Consider the following 20036-nt stretch of genomic DNA (forward strand, 5'->3'; position numbering starts at 1 on the left):
GTTTATTTTTTAGCGGCGACGACCTCGATCTCGACCAGCCAGCCGGGGTTCGACAGCGCCGCCACCTGCACAACTGCGCGCGCCGGCAGGTTGGGCTGGGGGCCGCCGAAGAAGCGGGTGTAGCCTTCCATGAAGCCGGCGACGTCGGCCTTGCCGTTCTTGGCGGGGTCGCCGACCAGGAACACCTGCATCTTGACCACGTCGCCCATCGTCAGGCCCATGCCTTTCAGGACGTCCTGGATCTTGGTGAGCACGCCGACCGTCTGGGTGCGGGTGTCGCCGAAGGCGGCCAGCGAATTCGGGTCGGCCGCCTTGTCGACCGCCGGCGGCACCTGGCCGCTGATGAAATGGATCGTGGTACCGGCCGGCAGCGTGACCGCCTGGGCGATCGGGAAATCCGAATTCGGGATCTTGTGGCGGACGATGCCCTGGGCGCCGGCGAGGGCGGGCAGCAGGCCGAATGCGGAAACGAATACGGCAGCGAGTGCGGTGCGGGAGAGTGTCATGGTGGCTTTCGCTAGTGGGAGATCAATGCTTGTTGCCGAAACGGCTGCGCGTCGCGGGTCCGACGCCGAGGGCGAGGCGGCGCGCGCCGACTTGCTGCTCGCCCAGCGGGGCCGCGTTGTTGCCCCAGCTGCTGCGCACGTAGCTCAGCACCTGGGCAATCTCGGCGTCGTCCAGGCTGCCGGAAAAATCGGGCATGCCGCCGCGCCCCTTGAGCAGCACCGTGGCGACGTCGTCCGGGGCGCCCTGGACGAAGGCGTTGCCGGCCAGTGCCGGGAACGCGCCCGGTATGCCCTTGCCGCTGGCCTGGTGGCAGGCGGCGCAGTTCTTGGCGAACAGGGTCTTGCCGTCCGCTGTCGCGGAAGAGGCCGTGGCCGGGGCCTGCGCCTGCGCACCGTGCGCGGCGGCCAATAGCGCGGCCAGGGTCAGGATGTGGTGCTTCATGCGTTGCCTCCCATGGTGGCGCGCTTGTGCAGCTGTTCGATCTGCTGCCAGGCCGATTCGATGGCTCCGGCCTGCCAGCCGGTCAGGTAGCTCAGGTGTTCGCCGGCCAGCAGGACGCGGCCTTCGCCCTCGAGCAGGACCGGGTAGGCGTTCTTGCGTCCGGCTTCGTCCCATTCGGCCCAGCCGCCCAGGTTGTACTGGACGCGGTGCCAGGCCACCGAGAACGCGTTCTCGAAGGCGCTGCGGTAGGGCGGGAAGATCTTGGCGCCGGCGTCCAGCGCGAATTCGGTGCGCTCGGCCGGCGACAGCGCGCTGACCTCGATCGCATCCAGCGCGTAGTGGTAGTAGCCGAGCAGCACGCCCTTCTTTTGCTGCCAGCCGGAGGAGGGCAGCGAGATCGTATTGATGCCCTTGATGTCGGTCAGCACATGGCCGCCGTAGATCTGGTCGTCCTCTTCCCAGAAGCGGCGCTTCATCTGCAGCCCGATCTTGCCGACAGGGGCATAGGACACCGCTTTCAGGGCAGTCTTGAAGCGGTCCGAGAAATCGGTGTCGAGGGTGCGCAGGATCGACAGCGGCATCGCGCACAGGCAATAGTCGGCCTCGACCGTCGAGACCTTGCCGCTGGCCGTGTCCTTGACCGCGACCGTCACCTTGCCGGGTGTCTGGCGCAGGCTCTGCACTTCCTGGCCGTAGCGGATCTTCCTGCCGAGCCGCTTGGAAAAGGCCTGGGCGATGCGGTCCATGCCGCCGACCGGCTGGAACATGGTCGCGTGCATCGGGAATTCCTGCACCGCGCTGTACACCTTGCCGACCCGCGACGACAGCAGCTCGCGGAAGCCGAGCGGATCATGTTGCTGGCCCGGGCGCAGGCCGGCGCCGGGATTGACGGCGTAGCCGGCACCGTTGCGGCCGCGGTAGACCAGGTCCTTCTTGGTGAGGGCGCCTTCGTGGGTAAGGTAGTCGAGCAGCAGCATGCGGTCGTCGGCGGTCAGCTCGGCGTCCAGCTGCCTGGCTTGCACCGACTTGGCGAGCAGCTCGGCCACGTGGCCGCGCATGTCGGCCTTGACCTGTTCCTGGCGCAGGCGCTTGCCCGAGAACGGGCCGGCATCCTCCATGTACATCCAGGCATGGTCGTTGTCGTTGACCATGACTTCGAGCGGCACGTCGAACAGGCGCGTGTAGTACAGCGTCGACTGGTGGTCGAGCGGGATGCGCCAGGGGCCGTGGTTGATGTAGAGGCCGTCGTCGAAGCGGCAGGTCTGCGTCTCGCCGCCCAGTTCCTGCAGGGCGAAACCCTTGCGCGCCGTCTGGCAGCGGCCGCCGGCGAAGGGCCGCGCTTCCAGCACCTCGACCTGGTAGCCGAGCTTGCCGAGCTCGAAGGCGGCGGTCATGCCGGCCAGGCCGGCGCCCAGGATGACGACCTTCTTGCCCTTGCCGCTGCCGGACAGTTCGGGCGGCGCATGGGTCGTGGAGGCGATTCCCATGCCCCAGGCATTCATGGTGTTGAGTAAGAGGGCCGAGCCGCCGACGGCGGCAGCCCGGAACAGAAATTCGCGTCGGGTAAGCGACGGGGTCGTACTGATCATCCGCACCTCATGGGTTGTTACGGGGAATTGCTGCCTTTGTGTTTCAGCAATACCTGTGCCAACGAGATGGAGTAAGCGTGTTTTTATTTAGTGGAAAATAAAGTTTTAGGCTGTTTTATGTAAACAGAATTCGGCATGACCCAGAAATGGCGAATAAAGTTTGAAAATTCGTGTGGGTTTCGCTTTTGTATGGACAGCGTCTGTCGACATGCCGGAATGCCGCAAATACTTTGTTTTTCTGAAACAAACTATGTTCGATGGTCCCGCTGTGCGCTTATGGCTTATGCATATGCCGCACCTGGATCGTCCGTCATCGGTCACACCGCGCTCGTTTTGGTGCGCTGCACCAATGCGGCCCGGCTTGCACCTGATTGGCAAGCGGCGACGTTCAATGCGGCACAACTATCGGCTGAGCTTTTTCAAGAAACAAGCCCTGCGCATTTGATTCATATCAAGGGTGACGAACTCATCCACCGTAGTCTGCTTCGTGTTATGCACCGCATGCGCGCCTTACCATGCGGCGTAGTGATGCAGCGCAATGATTACTGCGGCAGGTCGCTGCGGTATGTCAATAAACCGTTTATTTGATTTTTCATCCACCCATGACAGCGAGGTGAATCATGTATCCATTTCCACATTCCGTGAATCCGGCCATGCGTTCCCATATCGACGCCCAGACCGCCTATCTGAATGACGTGTCGAAGTCGATCTTCCGGTCCTTCCAGCAGATGATGGACCTCAACATCCAGCTGACCCAGACCATGCTGGAAGAGACGGCCATGATCGGCAAGCAGATGGTCAGTGCCGACCGCCAGTCGGAAGTGCTGGGGGCGGCCGCTTCGCGTGCCCAGCCGGCCAGCGACAAACTGCGCGCCTACCAGCAACACATCACGCGCCTGGCAGCCGATACCCAGGTCGAACTGGCCCGCGTGACCGAACAGCATGGGCAGACCACGGCCCGCACCGCGCGCGTGCTGGCCGACGAGGTGGCGCGCGACGCCACCGAGCAGACCGAACGCGGCCTGCGCGCCCAGCAGGAAACCGCGCGCCAGTTCACCGATCCGTTCATCCGCGACGGCAATGCCCAGGCACGCACGGGTACGCCGAACGGGCAATCGGGCATGTCGATGGGGAATAGTGAAAGCAGCATCGCGGGCCAGCCGGTGCCGGGTGCCGACAAGCAGCCGGTGGGGCAGGCGGGACGTGGCGCGTCCGCGCACTAGCGCCGAGCTGGCCTGAAGTAAAAGAGGGTCCTTCGACCCTCATGGTCAACGTTGCAGTTCGGCCGCCCCGTTGCCGTCCTTGTCCAGCCAGTAGCTGAACTGGCCGAAGCTGGGCACGGCACCGGGGTCGCGGTCGCGGTAGAACTCGTCCAGCATCTGGCGGTAGGCGCCGCGCCGCGAAAAGGCGGGATGGGTGACGCGGTAGCGCGTCGCGGCGGTGCGGAAGGTGGCACGCGTGGCGGCGTCGATGTTCAGGCCGGGCGGCTGGCCGGCCTTGCGCGGGCGCCCGCGCTTGACCCCTTCGTTGGCGCCGCGGGTCTTGCCGCGCGCGCCCGAGTTGCCGTAGTCGGGCAGCAGGGCGTCGGGGGTCTGGCCGCGTTCCCAGAAACGGCGCAGGTAGCGCAGCACGCTGGGGCGCGACACGCCGTGCGTCTCGGCGCAGCGTGCCACCAGCGCGGCGCGCTCGCGCGCGTCGTACAGCGCCGGCACGTTGGCCTGCAGGCCGTGCACGATGGCCCAGGCGCGCGCCTGCAGGTCGCGGTGCTTCTGCGGCAGCAGCGGCGCCGGCGGCGGGGCGGCATACGGATCGTGCAGCAGCAGGCGGGCACGCCGCGCCAGTACCTCGCCGGCCACGGCCTGCAGCGTCTCGGCCTGCGGCTGGGCATAGGGCTGGCCGAGCTCGAAGGTATATACCAGTGCGCGCGCACGGTCGATCCACAGCACGCGCACGGTGCGCTGCGGTGCAAAGTACTCGATCACATCATTGGGCAGAAACACGGCACGCTCCTTTGAAATGCAGGAAATTGAACCCATGCAATTATCGGGCCAGCCATAGCAGTTCCTTCCAATGCAAGGCCGGCACCCTTAGCGAATATCAAAGGTGAATAGTCTGTTGCCCTTAGTCTGTGAGCTTCGTCGCAGCCGTATGCGGCGCTGCAGCGAAACCTGCGGCGATCAGGCAGCGCCGCCCAATTCCACCCATTCACTTAGCGAGGCACACCCATGTTTCCGTATCCGCAAGCCGTTAACCCTGCAGTCCGTACCCACGTCGATGCCCAGACCGCGTTCATGAACGACCTGTCGAAATCGATGTTCCGCACCTTCCAGAAAATGATCGACCTGAACATCCAGCTGACCCAGACCATGCTGGAAGAAACCACCCTGGCCGGGAAGCAGGTGCTGAGCGCCGACCGCCAGTCGGAACTGCTGAGCGCCGCTACCTCGCGTGCCCAGCCCGCCAGCGACAAGCTGCGCGCCTACCAGCAGCACATCACCCGCCTGGCTGCCGATGCACAGGTGGAAATGGCCCGCGTGACCGAGCAGCACGTGCAGAACACCAGCCGTACCGCCCGTGCGCTGGCCGACGAAGTGGCGCGCGACGCCACCGAGCAGACCGAACGCGGCCTGCGCGCCCAGCAGGAAACCGTGCGCCAGTACGCGGATCCGTTCTCGCGTGACGGCGACGGCGCCGGCCGCCAGTCACGTGCCGACAGCGGCAGCGAGAACGGCTATACCGGTAGCGACGGCAGCGCGCGCCAATCGATCCAGCCGGGCCAGACCCAGGGTGGCATCCAGGGCCAGCGCGGCGCAACCTCGCACTGATTCGGCGTCGTCGCGATCCACGGCAGGGCGGTGGCGCATGGCCGCCGCTCAAAGGCGGTGCAGCACGCTTTGAAGCACCGTTTCGCGGTATTGGCGGCTGCACGGCACGCTGGCGCCGTTGCGCAGAATGAGTTCGCAGTCGCCTTTGTCGCGCGGCAGTATCCGATCGACCCAATCCAGTTGAACGGCGGCACGCCGGTGACAGCGCACGAAGCCCGGTCCCAGGCGCGGCAGCAGCCCGGCCAGGGTCTGGCGCAGCAGCGGGCTACCGTCCCCGGTGTGCAGGGCCACGTAGTTGTCGGCGGTTTCGATCCAGCCGATGTCGGCCACCCGCACCACCCGCGTGGCGCCGCGATCCGTTACCAGCAGCTGGCGCAGCGGACGGTCCGGCAGCCGGGGCAGGGCCTGGGCCGGCGTTTCCCCGGATTCGCAGGCTTCGCCTGCCGCGCGTGTATCGCGGCCCGCCTCGAGCCGCGTACGCAGGCGCTGCAGCGCCCGTTGCAGGCGCAGTTCGTCGCAGGGCTTGAGCAGGTAGTCGATGGCATCGACCTCGAAGGCTTGCAGCGCATAGCGGTCGTGCGCGGTGAGGAACACCACCAGCGGCGCCGGTTCGGGCAGCGATGCGGCCAGCTCGATGCCGGACAGTTCCGGCATGGCGATGTCGAGGAAGATGGCGTCCGGGCGGCAAGCCTCGACCCGGGCCAGCGCTTCGAAGCCGTCGCCGGCCTCGTCCACCGCGCTGATGCCGGCCTGTATGGCTTGCTGCACCAGCAGGCGGCGCAGGCGCTCGCGCGCCGGGCGTTCGTCGTCGACGATCAGGAGCCGCATGGCAGCCTCAGTTCGGCACGCACGCCGCCGCCGGGGCGGGCCGACAGGTCGAAGGCGGCCTGCCCGTCGTACAGCGCGGCCAGCCGGGCCCGCAGGTTGGCCAGGCCGATGCCGCCCGTGGCCGTAACCGTGGCCGAGCCCGGGTGTGGGCCGTGCGCCGGGGCGGGCGCCGTGTCCGGCGCGGCACCGCCCGCCGGGCCATCCAGGCGGCCGCCATCGTCATCCACGCGCAGCACCAGCCTGTCGGCTTCGCGCCGCGCCGACACCACGATGCGGGTCAGGCCGCGGCGCCGTTCGACCGTGTGCTTGAACACGTTTTCCAGCAGCGGCTGCAGGCTCATCACCGGCACCGGCAGGCCATCGACCGCGGCATCGACGTCCCAGTCGATCTCGACGCGGCCGGCGAAGCGCTCGGCCATCACGCCGGCGTAGCCGCGCGCCAGGCGCAGCTCGTCGCCGAACGGGGCCTGGTCGTGCTGGCCCAGGTCGAGGGTCGCGCGCAGCACGTCGGCCAGGCGCAGCAGCGTGGCGTCGGCCTTGTCGACGTCGCTGTGCATCAGCGACGAGATGGTGTTCAGGGCATTGAACAGGAAATGCGGCTGCATCTGCTGCGCCAGGCGCTGCAGCTGGGCCTGGCGCAGCAGGGCGTTGGCCCGTTCGGCGCGCAGCTTCTGTTCCAGCAGCGCCCGGTAGGATTCGACGCCGAAGCGCACCGCCGTGAACAGGCCGACGAAGATCGAGATCTTGATCGACTCGTACAGGAACAACTGGGGCAGCGCATCGTGGGTATAGGTCTCGCCGGCCAGTCCATACACGCCGTGGCGCAAGCCGAAGGCCAGCGGCACGAAGGCGATCCAGTACATCGGCAGGAACAGCGCCTGGCGCGCGAACCAGCGCAGCGGGGTGGCGAGCAAGTGTGCATCGCCGCGCGACAGGCGCAACTGTACCAGTGTCAGCAGCGTGCATACCAGCGCCGACGAGCCTTCCCACAGGACCGGCTTCCACAGTTGGAGAATGTGGCCGTTACGGATGAAGTCCTGGACGGCGACCCAGATCTTCATGGTCCAGAACAGGACCCAGGCGGAGGCGAAGACGAGCTTGGGGTATGGGGTCGGCATGCGAAAATCATGGGCCATGCGTGGTGGCTTGTCAAAAAAGCTTTCCTGTTCGATATAATCTGTCGCATTTCGCGCGACAGCGCGGAGGCCATGCCGTTAGAATCGGCCTCATCCATGATCTGAATGACAACTCCATTGACTACAATGCTCAAGACCGGCTTGCCCGCGGTCGCCGGCCTTGTCAGCGCCCTCATCGCCATCTGCGCGCTGGCCGGCTGGGCGCTCGGCATCGGTTACTTAACCTCGGTCTTCCCCGGCCTGCCCACCATGGTGCCGATGACGGCGCTGCTGACCCTGCTGGCCTGCGCATCGCTGTGGCGCCTGCGCGAGAGGAGAAGCCGGCGCGCGCGCGTGTCGGCGGTGCTGCTGACGGCGGCGTCGCTGGCGATCCTGCTGGTGCACGCGACCGGGGCACCCTTGCCCATCTTCGTGCGCGGCAGCGCGGCGGGTGCGCGCGGCCTGTCCTCGCCGGTCACCGCCCTCATGTTCTGCGCGCTCGGCGCCGGCCTACTGGCGATGGGTCGCCCGCGCCACGTGCGCCACGGCCAGGTGCTGGCGCTCGGGGTGCTGCTGCTGGCGCTGCTGACCCTGGCAGGCTACGTGTTCCGCGACACCTTCCTGTATCAGCTGCTGCCCGGCAAGGGCACCTCGATCCTGACCACCACGGGCCTGATCCTGCTGTCGATGGCGGTGCTGGCCCTGCGTCCCAAGGAAGGGATCATGGTGGCGCTGGCGGGGCCGGATCCGGGCGCCTGGATCGCGCGCCGCCTCCTGCTGTCGGCACTGACCATGCCGCTGCTGCTGGGCATGGCCGTCGCGGTCATGCTGCGGGTGAAGGCGATCGACGTCCCCACCGCGATCGCCTTCCTGGTATGGGGCATGGTAGTGCTGTTCACCGTCGCGGTGTGGCGCTTTGCGCTGATGCTGTACCGGATCGAGGTGGCGCGCCGCCTGGCCGAGCTGGAACGCCAGACCGCGCTCGCATCGCTGCGCGAGGCCGACGCCAACAAGGATGACTTCGTCGCGCTGCTGGCGCACGAGCTGAGGAATCCGCTGGCGCCGATCCGCGCCGCGGCCGAGCTGCTGCGCATCAAGAACGGCGCCGATCCGGCCCAGCTGCGCCGCACCGCCGACATCATCGCCCGCCAGAGCGACCACATCGCGCACCTGGTCGACGACCTGCTGGACGCCTCGCGCGTGCGGCGCGGGCTGATCACGCTGACCCGGGTGCCGGTCGACCTGCACCGGGCCGTGTGCGATGCCATCGAGCAGATCAAGCCGCTGGTCGCACAGCGGCGCCACGCGCTGCAGGTCGAGCTGGGCAAGGTCCGTCCGTCCGTGCTGGGCGACCACAAGCGCCTGGTGCAGGTGGTGGCCAACCTGATCGGCAACGCCGCCAAGTACACGCCCGAGGGCGGCACCATCCGCGTCGAGATGCGGCCGGGACCGGACAGCGTCGAGGTCAGCGTGGCCGACAACGGCATCGGCATCGATGCCGCGCTGCTGCCGCGCGTGTTCGATTCCTTCATGCAGGCCACGCGCACGGCCGGACGCGCCGACGGCGGACTCGGCCTCGGGCTGGCGCTGGTGCGGCACCTGGTCGAGCTGCACGAGGGCCGGGTCGAGGCGCACAGCGCCGGAGCCGGGCAGGGCAGTACCTTCATCGTCACCCTGCCGCTGCTGCAAACCTGAGCGTCGTCCCCCTTCAATTCTCGATCTCGTCCTCGCCCGGCTTGCGCCCGCGCCCGCGGTCCAGCCCTTCCTGCATGCCGTCCACCTCGCGCATGAACTGGTCGATGCCGTGGTCGGGACTGACCCGCACCTCGGGCGGCAGCAGCACCCACATATAGAGTTCGTCGGAAAAGCGTCCGCTGCGCTGCACGTTGGCGACAAGGATCAGGCCCGAGCCGAGTACCGCCATCGCGGCGCAGATCCAGCGGTAGCGCAGGCGGTGGCCCGGGCGGATGGTACACAGGTGGAAATAGATCACGCCGGCCAGCAGCAGCGTCGCCGCGTGCGAGGCGTAATGGGTGAAGCCTTCGAGCGACAAGGCGTAGCCCAGCAGGCTGGCCAGCAGCGCGCATAAAGTCAGCGCCAGCAGGCCGCAGCCGAACACGAACAGGTGGCGTCCGAGGCGCGCGTGGCGCCCGAACAGGCGGTTGGCGAAGGCCCAGGCGCCGCTCCACAGCAGCGCCGCGCCGAGGCCCCAGGCCAGCGCCTCGAAGTAGCGCACCAGCTCGAAGTACTGGATGTCGCTCAGCCAGCGCGCGAACAGAGTGGTGGCGCCTACCAGCAGCGTGCCGGCCGCGCCCGGCAGCGCGCCTTCCCAGCGGTGCAGGGTGCGGTCCGCCAGTTCCGGCGCGACTTCGAAGCCGGCCGCGCGGATGCGCAGCGCGGTGTGGCCGATGCGCACCACGGTGTCGCCGTCCAGCGCCAGTGCGGCGTGGCGCCTGCCGCGGTGGTGGATGCCGTTGCGCGAGCCGAGGTCGCGCAGCACCAGGCGGCCACCGGCGTCCAGCTCGGCCAGCGCGTGGGCGGCGGCGGCGTAGTCGTCGTCGAGGATCACGTCGTTGCCGTAGCCGCGCCCGAGCCGGATCGGCAGCGCGTCGACGCGATGGCGCTGCAGCACTTCGCCGGCCCGGGTCAGGATCTCGACGAACCAGGGACCGGTTGCCGGCGGGGCACTCGCCGCCGCTGCGCCGGCCGCAGCGTCGGCTGCCGCAGGATCGCCTGGCGCAGGATCGCTTGGCGCAGGATCGCTTGGCGCAGCATCGCCTGGCGCAGCATCGCCTGGCGCGACCGAAGCGATCGGCGGCCCGTTCATCGCCGCGTGCTCCGCCCGAGCGCGGCCAGGAAGGCGCGCGTGGCCCGGGTGCCGTTTTCGTAGGAGACGCCGGCCAGGTCGAGCCGGCTCTGCAGGCTGGCCTGGCCGTCGTCGCTGCTCGCGGTGAGCAGGGTGAAGTTGTACAGGCCCGCGAACTTGCGGTAGGCGCGCACGCACAGTACGGCGCGCAGCGGCAGGGTGGCGGTGTGCACGAACTGTTCGCTGCAGGCGGGCCGGGTCAGGCGCGTGTCGCGGGACGAGCCGATGCGGTCGACCCGGAACCGGCTGCTGGCCAGCACCGAGAACTGCAGCGGCTGCAGGCTGGCCGAGCGCAGGTACTGGTGGCTCATCGACACGTGGCCGGTCTGCTGGGTGTCGGAGACGTAGATCGCGGCTTCCATCGCGCAGCTGACCGCGTCCACGGTGAATTCGGCCTCGGCGCGGAAGTTGGAGCGCCCCCAGCAGCGCAGCTGCTGCGATTCGCGCACCGGCACCCGGTACGGTCCCATGGCCTTGAGCGACAGCGGCTCCGCCAGCAGGCGGTCGATCATCGCGCGCTGGTGCGCCAGCAGCTGCTGGGCGATCAGCGGGTTGAAGTTCTTCGGCGGATGCGCCTGCCGCGCAACCCGGGCCAACAGATCCTTGGCATACTTCACCGGCACCAGGAAGCTGACCGATTCGCCGTCGCGGCGCTTGGACACGTTGATGCCGGCCACCATGCCGCTCGCGGTCACGCTGGGGCCGCCGCTCATGCCGGCATTGATCGGGCCGGTGAAGATCAGCTGTTCATAGAAGCTGCGCGTGATGGCGCCGTTGTACGCGCCTTCCGAGATGGCGAACCCGAGGTCGAGCGGATTGCCGAGCGAGTACAAGTACTGGCCCTGGGTCAGCTGCACCGGATGCTCGGGCACCTTGAAGAAGCCGCTGCCGGCACGGTCGACCCGCACCACCGCCAGGTCGTGCAGGACGTCGACCGCCATCAGCTCGATCGGCCCGCCCTTGCCGTCGGTGTCGACGTATTCGCCGATGTAGACGTCGGGATCGAGCGCCATCTGCGACACCACGTGGTAATTGGTCAGCACCAGGTTGCCGGTGCCGATCAGGAAGCCGGAGCCGACGGTGGACTGGCTGCGGCCGTTGCGCAGCAGCATGCGGATCTGCAGCAGGTCGGCGCGGGCGGCGGCGTACAGCTGCTGGGCGGCACTGGAAGGCGTCGGCAGGGTGGCGCTGTCGTCGGTTTCGCCGGGGCCGGGCGCGGGCGGCGTGGTGGCGGGTGGCGTGGCCGGCGGGGTTGCCAGCGGCGGTGCGGCCGGCTGGACGGCGGGCCGGGCGGGTAAAGCAGGTGCGGCCGCCACGATGCCGAAGGCGATGGCCGCGCAGGCGGCGGCACACAGCGCCAGGACAGCGGAGAGCGGGGCAGGACGCATACCATCCTTCGTCGGCAAGATGATCCGTGATCATCTTGCCACGTTTGCGCCAAACCCCGCGCCGGGCTATCCGGTCCGGACTTAGAGTTCGCCGTCCAGTGCCGGCTCCGCCGCCGGGGTCATCATGTGGCCCAGCTTGGCCTGCTTGGTGTCGAGATAGCCGGTATTGAAGGCGTTGCGGTTGACCAGCAGCGGCACGCGGTCGGCGACCTTGATGCCGAGCTTTTCCAGGGCCGCGATCTTGCGCGGGTTGTTGGTCATCAGGCGCACCGCTTCGATGCCGAACTGTTGCAGCATCGGCAGCACCAGCTCGTAGTTGCGGGCGTCGGCGTGGAAACCGAGCTGCAGGTTGGCTTCCACGGTGTCGGCGCCGGCTTCCTGCAGGCGGTAGGCGCGGATCTTGTTGACCAGGCCGATGCCGCGGCCTTCCTGGCGCAGATAGAGCAGGATGCCGCGGCCTTCGGCGGCGATCTTCTTGAGTGCACCTTCCAGCTGGGCGCCGCAGTCGCAGCGCTGCGAGAACATCACGTCGCCGGTCAGGCACTCCGAGTGGATACGCGCCAGCGGCGGTTCGCCGTCCTTGATGTCGCCGAGGGTCATGGCCAGGTGTTCCTTGCCGGTGCTGTGTTCGACGAAGGCGTGCAGGGTGAACTGCGCCCACGGCGTCGGCAGCGTGCACGAAGTGACGTAGTCGAGCAGGGCGGCATTGTCTGGAAGGGCGGCATTGTCTTGCATGGCGGTGTTCCCGAAACGAAGTGGTGCGATATGGAGTAACCGGAGAGTTTACCGGAAATCGGACATGGCCGTGCGGAGCAACGTTATTACTGTAAAGATATTAACTATGTGCATCAGTGCTGTGCTACGCTGGCGCCCAGCATGTCGTCCTGCCAGTTTCATTCTATGCCGACCGTCCCGACCTTCTTCCACCGCCTGCTGCCGCGCGCCCTGGGTGCCTGGATGGCGCTCGCCTTTGCCCTTCTGTCCATCGTGTTTACCCTGGTGCTGAGCGCCGTCATCGAGCGCAAGGCCACCGAACAGGTGAAAAGCGGCATCGGCTACAGCCTGGCCGACCGCGCGGCCCAGACCTCGGACAAGCTCGAGCGCGGCATGTTCGAACGCTACCGCGAGGTCGGCCTGATCGCGCGCCGCCACGACCTCGGCGCCGACGTCCCGCTGGCGCGCCGCCGCGAGACGCTGGAACGGGTGCAGGCCAGCTACGGCTACTACAGCTGGATCGGCCTGGCCGGGATCGACGGCCGGGTGCAGGTGGCGGCGCGCGGCATGCTGGAAGGCGTCGACGTGTCCAGGCGGCCGTGGTTCGATAATGCGCTCAAGGGCGACCATGTCGGCGACGTGCACGAGGCCGTGCTGCTGGCGAAGCTGCTGCCGCACCAGGCCGAACCCTGGCGCTTCGTCGACGTCGCCTTTCCCTATCTCGACGAACGCGGCAACACCGTCGGCGTCCTCGGTGCCCACCTGTCCTGGCAATGGGCGCGCGACGTCGAGCGCTCGGTCATGGCCGACGTCGGCGCGCGCAGCAACGTCGAGGCCCTGATCGTCGACGCCGGCGGCAGCGTCCTGCTGGGGCCGCCGGACAGCGCCGGCCGCAAGCTGTCGCTCCCGAGCCTGGAACTGGCGCGCGGCCAGCCCAGCAGCGGCAAGGTGATGAGCGGTTACGTGGTCGAGCGCTGGCCGGACGGCAAATCCTACCTGGTCGGCTATGCGCGCGGCCGCGGCTATGCCGATTACCCGGGCCTGGGCTGGACCGTGCTGGTGCGCCAGGAGGTGCTCGACGCCTATGGCCCGGTACGGCGCCTGCGCGAATACGGCCTGATCGCCGGGGTCTTGCTGGCGGCGCTGTTTTCGCTGGCCGGGGTACTGGTGGCGCGCCGCATCACCCAGCCACTGGGCGAGCTGGCCGAGTCGGCGCGCCGCATCCGCGCCGGCGAACCGGTCAAGCTCGGGACGGAGAACGGCCGCTACGTCGAGGTGCAGGCGCTGTCCGGCACGCTCGACGCGCTGGTGGCCGACCTGATGCAGCAGCGCAAGGAGCTGAAGGAACTCAACGCCACGCTGGAGCAGCGTGTCGAGCAGCGCACGCGCGAGCTGGAACAGGCGCTGGTGACGGTCCGCGCCGGCAAGCAGCGCATCGACACCATCCTCGGGACCGTGCAGGATGCCTTCGTCGCGATCGACCTGCAGGGCCGCGTGGTCGACTGGAACGCGGCCGCCGAAGCCATGCTCGGCTGGCAGCGCGACGAGGTGCTGGGCCGCCTGGCCGTCGAACTGATGGTGCCGGCGCGCCTGCGTCCGAACGCGCTGGCGGCGCTGCAGCGCTTCCGCGATACCGGCGAGCTCGAGATTCATGGCCACCGCGTCGAACGCGTGCTGTGCCGGCGCGACGGCAGCGAAGTCGAAGTCGAAATGACGGCGGCCATTGCCGGTACCCCGGAAGGGCCGTTCTTCAGCATCTTTGCCCACGACATTTCCGGGCGCAAGCAGGTCGAGCGCATGAAGAACGAGTTCGTCTCCACCGTCTCGCATGAGCTGCGCACCCCGCTGACGTCGATCAGCGCGTCGCTGGCGCTGCTGGCCGACGGCATGGCGGGCGAGCTGCCGGCCGATGCGCAGGGCCTGGTCGGCATCGCCAACGCCAGCTCCGAACGCCTGGTGCGCCTGATCGGCGACGTGCTCGACCTCCAGAAGATGGACGCCGGCCGCATGGAATCCGGCCGCGAAGTCCAGCCGGTCCTGCCGGTCGCGGAAGGCGCGGTGGCGTCGATGGCCGGCCTGGCCGCGCGGGCCGGGGTGGCGCTGGCCTGCGAAGCCGGCCCCGGTGCCGCGGCGCTGCGTGCCGGCATCGATCGCGACCGCATCGTCCAGGTGCTGGCAAACCTGCTGTCGAACGCCGTCAAGTTTTCGGAAGCGGGGACGACGGTGACGACACGTGTCGACGGCGGCGACGGCCGAGTGCGCCTGTCGGTGGCGGACCAGGGCAGCGGCATTCCGGAAGCCTTCCGCGAGCGCGTGTTCCAGCGCTTCGCCCAGGCCGACGGCACCAATTCGCGGCGCAGCGGCGGCACCGGACTGGGGCTGTCGATCTGCAAGGCGATCGTCGAGGAGCATGGCGGGACCATCCGCTTCGACAGCGTGGCGGGGCAGGGCACCACCTTCGTGGTCGAGTTGCCGGCGGCGTGAGCGCGTCCGGGCGCCGTCTTCAGCTGCAGGTGGCGGTGCTGGCCGCGGCGCCGAGCGCGATCACCGGCGCCGACTGCGGTGTCCGGCTCTGGATATACACGAGGTAGCACTGCTCCGCCGCGGCGCTGCCGGCCAGGTCCTTGGGTACGATGACCAGTGTACCGGCGTCTCCGGCGTGCACGGCGTAGCCGGGTGCCAGGCCGGCCGCTTCCGCCAGTTTTGCGTCGGCGCCGGGGTAGCCGTTCACCATCGGCAGCGGCACGTCGCCATAGGTTTGCACGCTGCCGGCGCGGATCGCGAACTGGCCGTGCGCGATCGCGGACACGCTCGACAGCGAACCCTGCGCAATCTGGAGCGAAGCATAGCGCGCTTCACCGGCGAGCGCCGTCAGCCGCGGCACAGCGGTGGCGGTGACGACGCCGACGACACCGAGAACTGCGATGAGTTCGATCAGGGTAAAACCGGAGGGGCCGCGTTGCGGCCGGCGGACGCTTGGCATCGGCAGGCTTTCACAGGAAATGATGGTTATCAATAAGATAACATCAAACCGTGTACGGCATTGCACGATTGTCCAACATTAAAACGTTAAATATTTACTCAAAGAAAAAGGTGCCGGCATATTCGACTGTGCTGGCACCTTGCTGTTCGGTCGATATATTGCTTCGACCGGTCCGCTATTTACTCAATGATTCATTTGGCAGCGCGACGCTTCTTCATGGACGCCATCAGGCCCAGGCCGCCGAGCACCATGGCGATGCTGGCCGGCTCAGGCACTTCGCCCGGCACCGGATCGGTACCCGGGCCAGGACCGGCGTCCAGGTTGGTCACCGTCAGGGTATAGCGGCCCGGACCGCCGAACTCGGTCATGGCAAACGAGCCGGTCAGGAAAGTGATGATCCCTTCTTCGGAGCCAGTGTAAAGTTGCTGGCTATCGGTCAGGAGCAGATCCATATCGTTGTAGTAGTCATAGATTTCCATGCCGCCGCCTTGGTCGCCATTGTAGAAATACAGATCGGCCAAGTTGAGCAAGGATCCAGGGAAGTTACCATCAACGTCGTAAATCACGAAGCCGACGCCGTTCGCGCCATCATCGGGAGTGCCCGAGGAATTCAGCTGCCAGCTGGCAGTGTAGTCGCCGGTCACATTGAATTGATACAAGGCCGCATTCGCGACGCCTGCCGAAAACAGCGCAGCAACGAGAACTGCTTTTTTGAAACTTTTCATCAGATTCAGCGACATTGTAAAACCCCTTGTGGATGGATGAGCACCACGGGTATGCAATTGTCGTGCCTGAATTACAATATTTACCTAGGTTATTGATTTCTTTTGGAAAATTAATAAAGTTCAATTTTCTATAGGCACGGTATGTAAAATTCACCGACAGGACATAAAACAATGTTACCTAAAATCGTCTCAGGCCCTGCCGGCCGCGCCATATAGGCGTTCGAATTCCGGCAGCGGCACCGGCCGCCCCAGCAGATAGCCCTGCAGCGCATCGCAGCCGCAATCGACCATGAAGTCGCGCTGGTCTTCGTGTTCCACGCCTTCGGCCACCACCTCCAGCTTGAGCTTGCGCGCCAGCGCCACGATCGCCTCGACGATGGTGGCGCTGTTGGTACCGGCGTCGCGCACGAAGCTGCGGTCGATCTTCAGCGAGGCCAGCGGGAAGCGCATCAGGTAAGCCAGCGATGAGGTGCCGTTGCCGAAGTCGTCCAGGGAAAAGCAGATGCCCTGCGCGCGCAGCGCCTGCATGCGCTCGCTCAGTTCCTGCATGTTTTCGGCGAATACGCTTTCGGTCAGCTCCAGGCACAGCCGGTCGGCGCTGGCGCCGCTGGCGGCCAGCAATGCTTCCACGCTGGTCGCGAAACCGGGGTCGCGCAGCTGGCGCACGCTGATGTTGACCGACAGCTTGACCAGGCCGAGCAGCGGGTCGCCGGCCCAGCGCGCCAGCGCCCGGCAGCTTTCCTCGAGCATCTGCTGCCCCAGCGGGATGATCAGGCCGCTGGCTTCGGCCTGGCCGATGAATTCGTGCGGTGACACCAGGCCGTGCTCGCCGTGCTGCCAGCGCGCCAGCGCCTCGGCGCCGATCAGGCGGCCTTCGGTATCGAATTGCGGCTGGCAATACAGCACGAACTCGCGCTGCGCCAGGCCGTCGCGCAGCGCCTTGTCGAGGGCGGCCTGGCGCTCGGCGGCAGCCTGCATGCTGGGGTCGAAGAAGCGCGCGGTGTTGCGGCCGTCGCCCTTGGCGCGGTACATGGCGAGGTCGGCCTGGCGCAGCAGCTGGTCGATGCCACCCGCGCTGCCGTCGAACAGGGTGATGCCGATGCTGGGCGTGCGCGGACTCGGACTGCCGGGCAGGTCGTAGGGCTGGCCCAGCAGCGTCAGGATCTTGCGCGCCACGTGGTCGGCGTGCGGCGTTGCTTCCGCGGTGCCGGCGCCGAGGTTCTCCAGTACCACGACGAATTCGTCGCCGCCCAGGCGCGCCAGCTGGTCGCTGTCGCGCAGTGCCTGGCGCAGGCGTTCGGCCACCTGGCGCAGCAGCATGTCGCCGACGTCGTGGCCCATGGTGTCGTTGAGCAGCTTGAAGTTGTCGAGATCGATGAAGAGCAGGGCGCCGTACTGGCCGGAGCGGCTGTGGCGCGCCAGCGTCTTGTCGAGCTCCTCGATCAGGAAGCGGCGGTTCGGCAGGCCGGTGAGCGGATCGAAATACGCCAGTTCGTAGATGCGTCGCTCGGACTGCTTGCGCTCGGTGAGGTCGGTGTTGGTGCCGGCCATGCGCAGCGCGCGGCCAGCCGCGTCGCGCAACACGACCCCGCGTGTCAGTACGTGCACGTAATGGCCGTCGCTGTGGCGCAGGCGCAGTTCGATGCTGTAGGCACTGCGCCCGCCGACCAGGAGATCGGCCATGAAGGCGGTGACGTGGGGCAGGTCCTGCGGGTGCAGCAGGCGGCGCCAGGTGGCACGGTCGAGCCGCAGTTCGCCGGCGCGGTAGCCGAGCATCTCCCACCAGCGCTCGGAATAATAGGTTTCGCCGCTTACCAGGTCCCAGTCCCAGGGCGCATCGCTGGAGCCTTCCAGCATCAGGCGCAGCCTTTCCTCGGACTTCAGCAGGCGCTGCTGGGATTCCTTCAGCTCGGTGCAATCGGTGAAGCAGACCACGGCACCCCGCAGCTTGCCGTCGTCGTCGATCTCGGGATAGGCATTGCAGATCATCCAGCAGGGCGCACGCTGGCCGGGACCGGAACCAGGCAGCGGCGGCAGGCCGACCACCCTGCCGGTGACCTTTTTCCCGGTGCGCAGCACCTGGTGGACCGGATAGTCATCGGGCGCCATTGGCCTGCAGTTTTCGTCGGTCAGGTGCCAAACCGCAATATCGGTACGTACGCCGATCAGCTCGTCCTCGTTGCGTCCCAGCAGCGCGGCGGCCAAGTGGTTGGCCATGACGATGCAACCGTCGATGTCGTGCACCGTGACGCCGGACGGGAAGAGTTCGAGCACGTCGTCGAAGCGCCGCCTGAGGTCGTCCGGCAGAGGAGGCGCCTTGCTTTCTCGCTGGAATTGTAGTCGCATACGCAGGGTCCGCTTTTTGAACATACTAGCAGTTACCTGCCGAAGCGGGCGCAAGCCAGCCGTGTGCGGACATGCGTAATGGATGAGACCGCCGTAGCGTGACGGCGGGCGGCGCTTCAGGCGGGCTGGTCGAGGTAGCGGCGCAGGCGCGCCAGCAGTTCCAGCGGCTGGAAAGGCTTGATGATGAAGTCGTTGGCGCCGGCGTCGAGGGCGCGTACGGTGTCCTGTTCGCCGTTCTTGGCGGTCAGCATCAGCACCGGCACGCTTTCCCAGCCCTCGCGCGCGCGGATCAGGCCCAGCACTTCGAAGCCGTCGACGAAAGGCAGCATCACATCGAGCAGGATCAAATCGGGCAACGGGCTGGAGACGATGTGCTGGACCGCGGCGCGGCCGTCGCCGGCGTAGATCACTCGGTAACCCTGGCGCTCGAGCATGAAGGTGAGGACCTGGGCGATGTGGACGTCATCCTCGACCACGAGGATGGTGGGTGTGGCGTTCATGATTTTGGGAACGAAAAATTGCTATGAGGATTGATTATCACACGCAATTTAACGTTTTACCCGCAGCCACGCGAATTTGTGGCGTGCATGTGACGGTTGCCGACACATTCTCGGCCCATCACATGCGCGCTGATGGTGCGGTCGGCAATTAGCGCGGCAGGTCGAACAGCAGCACTTCGGCGTTATCGGCCTGGGCCAGCTCGACGCGCGCCTCGTCGCTCAGCTTCAGCGCATCGCCACCCTTCAGGGCCACGCCGTTGACGCTGACCTGGCCGCGTACCACGTGCACATAGCCGAGGCGGCCGGCCGCCAGCGTGTGCTCGACGCGGTCGTCGCCGGTCAGGACGGTGGCGTACAGCGACGCATCCTGGTGGATCAGCACCGAGCCTTCGCGGCCGTCGCTGGAGGCGATCACACGCAGCTTGCCCTGCTTATCGGCCAGCGGAATGTTCTTTTCCTGGTAGCTCGGCGCGATGCCTTTCACGTTCGGCTGGATCCAGATCTGCAGGAAATGCACCTGTTCGGTCTTGGAACCGTTGAATTCGCTGTGGCGCACGCCGTTACCCGCGCTCATGCTTTGTACGTCGCCGTAGTGCAGCACCGAGCCGGTGCCCATGCTGTCCTTGTGTTCGAGCGCGCCGTCCAACACGTAGGAAATGATTTCCATGTCGCGGTGGCCGTGCGTGCCGAAGCCGGCGCCGGGCGCGACGCGGTCTTCGTTGATCACCAGCAGCGGACCGAAGCCGCTGTGACGCGGATCGTAGTAGTCGGCGAAGGAAAAGCTGTGTTTCGATTGCAGCCAGCCGTGATGGGCGGCACCGCGTTCTTCACTTTTGCGAACTTCCAGCATGATCTGCTCCTTTATCTGTCTATCGGGTTGTGGATGTTTTCGAATGCATGGATGGCAGTATAGGCGCGTCGGGCGGGCTTGAAAAACGAGTTGTTTTGCGTCCTATCATCGAAAAAATCGAATGCCATGACACGCTTCAGCGCCGCAGCGGGTCGAGCAGGCCGCGCAAGGCGTTATGGTCGAGTTCGTACATGAGTTCGAGCAGTTCGCCCAGCTCGCCCTTGGGAAAACCTTCGCGCGCGAACCAGCCCAAGTAGTGGCCGGGCAGGTCGGCGATCTTGCGGCCTTCATATTTACCGAAGGGCATCTCGCGGGTCAGCAGCAGGGTCAGGTGTTCAGGCTTCATGGCAGATGGATGG

The 20036-nt window shown here is 66.9% G+C and carries 20 protein-coding genes; 5 read left to right on the top strand and 15 right to left on the bottom strand.

Annotated elements, in window-relative coordinates:
* Positions 1–2: 2 nt before the first annotated feature.
* Genes U1H99_RS06900 through U1H99_RS06910 form a run of 3 tightly spaced genes read right to left on the bottom strand, consistent with a single transcriptional unit; the run spans position 3 to position 2537 of the window.
* Entirely contained in the window at positions 3–506 is a 504-nt protein-coding gene (locus U1H99_RS06900; protein WP_323140973.1) for a RidA family protein, read from the bottom strand.
* Between the two features lie 22 nt (positions 507–528).
* Positions 529–948 carry a c-type cytochrome gene (locus tag U1H99_RS06905; RefSeq protein WP_323140974.1) on the bottom strand — a complete coding sequence of 140 codons (420 nt, stop codon included), beginning with the start codon at positions 946–948 and terminating at the stop codon, positions 529–531.
* Positions 945–2537 carry a flavin monoamine oxidase family protein gene (locus tag U1H99_RS06910; protein ID WP_323140975.1) on the bottom strand — a complete coding sequence of 531 codons (1593 nt, stop codon included), beginning with the start codon at positions 2535–2537 and terminating at the stop codon, positions 945–947. The genes U1H99_RS06905 and U1H99_RS06910 overlap by 4 nt, the downstream gene beginning before the upstream one ends.
* Before the next feature lie 135 nt (positions 2538–2672).
* On the opposite strand from U1H99_RS06910, the gene U1H99_RS06915 reads away from it, so the two are divergent.
* Together U1H99_RS06915 and U1H99_RS06920 are read left to right on the top strand one after the other, a co-directional pair.
* Positions 2673–3125, top strand: coding sequence for a hypothetical protein (locus U1H99_RS06915; protein ID WP_323140976.1), 453 nt, complete (start codon positions 2673–2675; stop codon positions 3123–3125).
* 65 nt (positions 3126–3190) lie between these two features.
* Positions 3191–3760, top strand: a complete 570-nt coding sequence (locus U1H99_RS06920; protein WP_323140977.1) for a phasin family protein — start codon at positions 3191–3193, stop codon at positions 3758–3760.
* A 45-nt stretch (positions 3761–3805) separates the two neighbouring features.
* On the opposite strand, the gene U1H99_RS06925 is transcribed toward U1H99_RS06920, so the two are convergent.
* On the bottom strand, positions 3806–4537 hold the full coding sequence (locus U1H99_RS06925; protein WP_323140978.1) for a hypothetical protein: 732 nt from the start codon (positions 4535–4537) through the stop codon (positions 3806–3808).
* Positions 4538–4762: 225 nt separating this feature from the next.
* Between U1H99_RS06925 and U1H99_RS06930 the strand changes: the two genes are divergently transcribed.
* Positions 4763–5362, top strand: coding sequence for a phasin family protein (locus tag U1H99_RS06930; protein ID WP_323140979.1), 600 nt, complete (start codon positions 4763–4765; stop codon positions 5360–5362).
* Between the two features lie 48 nt (positions 5363–5410).
* Here U1H99_RS06930 and U1H99_RS06935 read toward each other — a convergent pair whose 3' ends face one another.
* On the bottom strand, positions 5411–6190 hold the full coding sequence (locus U1H99_RS06935) for a LytR/AlgR family response regulator transcription factor (RefSeq protein ID WP_323140980.1): 780 nt from the start codon (positions 6188–6190) through the stop codon (positions 5411–5413).
* Complete coding sequence (locus U1H99_RS06940) at positions 6178–7308, bottom strand: sensor histidine kinase (protein ID WP_323140981.1); 1131 nt, start codon at positions 7306–7308, stop codon at positions 6178–6180. Before U1H99_RS06940 ends, U1H99_RS06935 begins: the two co-directional genes overlap by 13 nt.
* A 123-nt stretch (positions 7309–7431) precedes the next feature.
* On the opposite strand from U1H99_RS06940, the gene U1H99_RS06945 reads away from it, so the two are divergent.
* A complete protein-coding gene (locus U1H99_RS06945) occupies positions 7432–9000 on the top strand; it encodes a sensor histidine kinase (protein ID WP_323140982.1) in 1569 nt (522 codons plus the stop codon).
* A 13-nt stretch (positions 9001–9013) separates the two neighbouring features.
* On the opposite strand, the gene U1H99_RS06950 is transcribed toward U1H99_RS06945, so the two are convergent.
* From U1H99_RS06950 to ribA, 3 genes are all read right to left on the bottom strand, one after another.
* Positions 9014–10132, bottom strand: a complete 1119-nt coding sequence (locus tag U1H99_RS06950; RefSeq protein WP_323140983.1) for an FHA domain-containing protein — start codon at positions 10130–10132, stop codon at positions 9014–9016.
* Entirely contained in the window at positions 10129–11559 is a 1431-nt protein-coding gene (locus U1H99_RS06955; protein ID WP_323140984.1) for a S1 family peptidase, read from the bottom strand. Before U1H99_RS06955 ends, U1H99_RS06950 begins: the two co-directional genes overlap by 4 nt.
* Before the next feature lie 81 nt (positions 11560–11640).
* Complete coding sequence (gene ribA, locus U1H99_RS06960) at positions 11641–12294, bottom strand: GTP cyclohydrolase II (protein ID WP_323140985.1); 654 nt, start codon at positions 12292–12294, stop codon at positions 11641–11643.
* 165 nt (positions 12295–12459) lie between these two features.
* Here ribA and U1H99_RS06965 point away from each other — a divergent pair, with 165 nt between their 5' ends.
* Positions 12460–14757: an ATP-binding protein gene (locus tag U1H99_RS06965; protein ID WP_323140986.1), complete on the top strand. Its 2298-nt coding sequence runs from the start codon at positions 12460–12462 to the stop codon at positions 14755–14757.
* Positions 14758–14776: 19 nt separating this feature from the next.
* Here U1H99_RS06965 and U1H99_RS06970 read toward each other — a convergent pair whose 3' ends face one another.
* The 6 genes from U1H99_RS06970 to U1H99_RS06995 all read right to left on the bottom strand — a co-directional run bounded on the left by U1H99_RS06970 (position 14777) and on the right by U1H99_RS06995 (position 20023).
* A complete protein-coding gene (locus U1H99_RS06970) occupies positions 14777–15256 on the bottom strand; it encodes a prepilin-type N-terminal cleavage/methylation domain-containing protein (RefSeq protein WP_323140987.1) in 480 nt (159 codons plus the stop codon).
* A gap of 191 nt (positions 15257–15447) precedes the next feature.
* The gene (locus U1H99_RS06975; RefSeq protein WP_323140988.1) at positions 15448–15996 is read right to left on the bottom strand and encodes a PEP-CTERM sorting domain-containing protein; all 549 of its coding nucleotides are present in this window, start codon (positions 15994–15996) and stop codon (positions 15448–15450) included.
* A gap of 174 nt (positions 15997–16170) precedes the next feature.
* On the bottom strand, positions 16171–18327 hold the full coding sequence (locus U1H99_RS06980) for an EAL domain-containing protein (RefSeq protein ID WP_323140989.1): 2157 nt from the start codon (positions 18325–18327) through the stop codon (positions 16171–16173).
* A gap of 116 nt (positions 18328–18443) precedes the next feature.
* Positions 18444–18827, bottom strand: coding sequence for a response regulator transcription factor (locus U1H99_RS06985; protein ID WP_323140990.1), 384 nt, complete (start codon positions 18825–18827; stop codon positions 18444–18446).
* Between the two features lie 148 nt (positions 18828–18975).
* Positions 18976–19677: a pirin family protein gene (locus U1H99_RS06990; protein WP_323140991.1), complete on the bottom strand. Its 702-nt coding sequence runs from the start codon at positions 19675–19677 to the stop codon at positions 18976–18978.
* Between the two features lie 136 nt (positions 19678–19813).
* Entirely contained in the window at positions 19814–20023 is a 210-nt protein-coding gene (locus U1H99_RS06995) for a DUF3820 family protein (RefSeq protein WP_141833583.1), read from the bottom strand.
* Between the last annotated feature and the right edge of the window lie 13 nt (positions 20024–20036).

The organism is Massilia phyllosphaerae (assembly GCF_034659755.1).
GTDB classification, from domain to species: Bacteria; Pseudomonadota; Gammaproteobacteria; order Burkholderiales; family Burkholderiaceae_D; genus Telluria; species Telluria phyllosphaerae.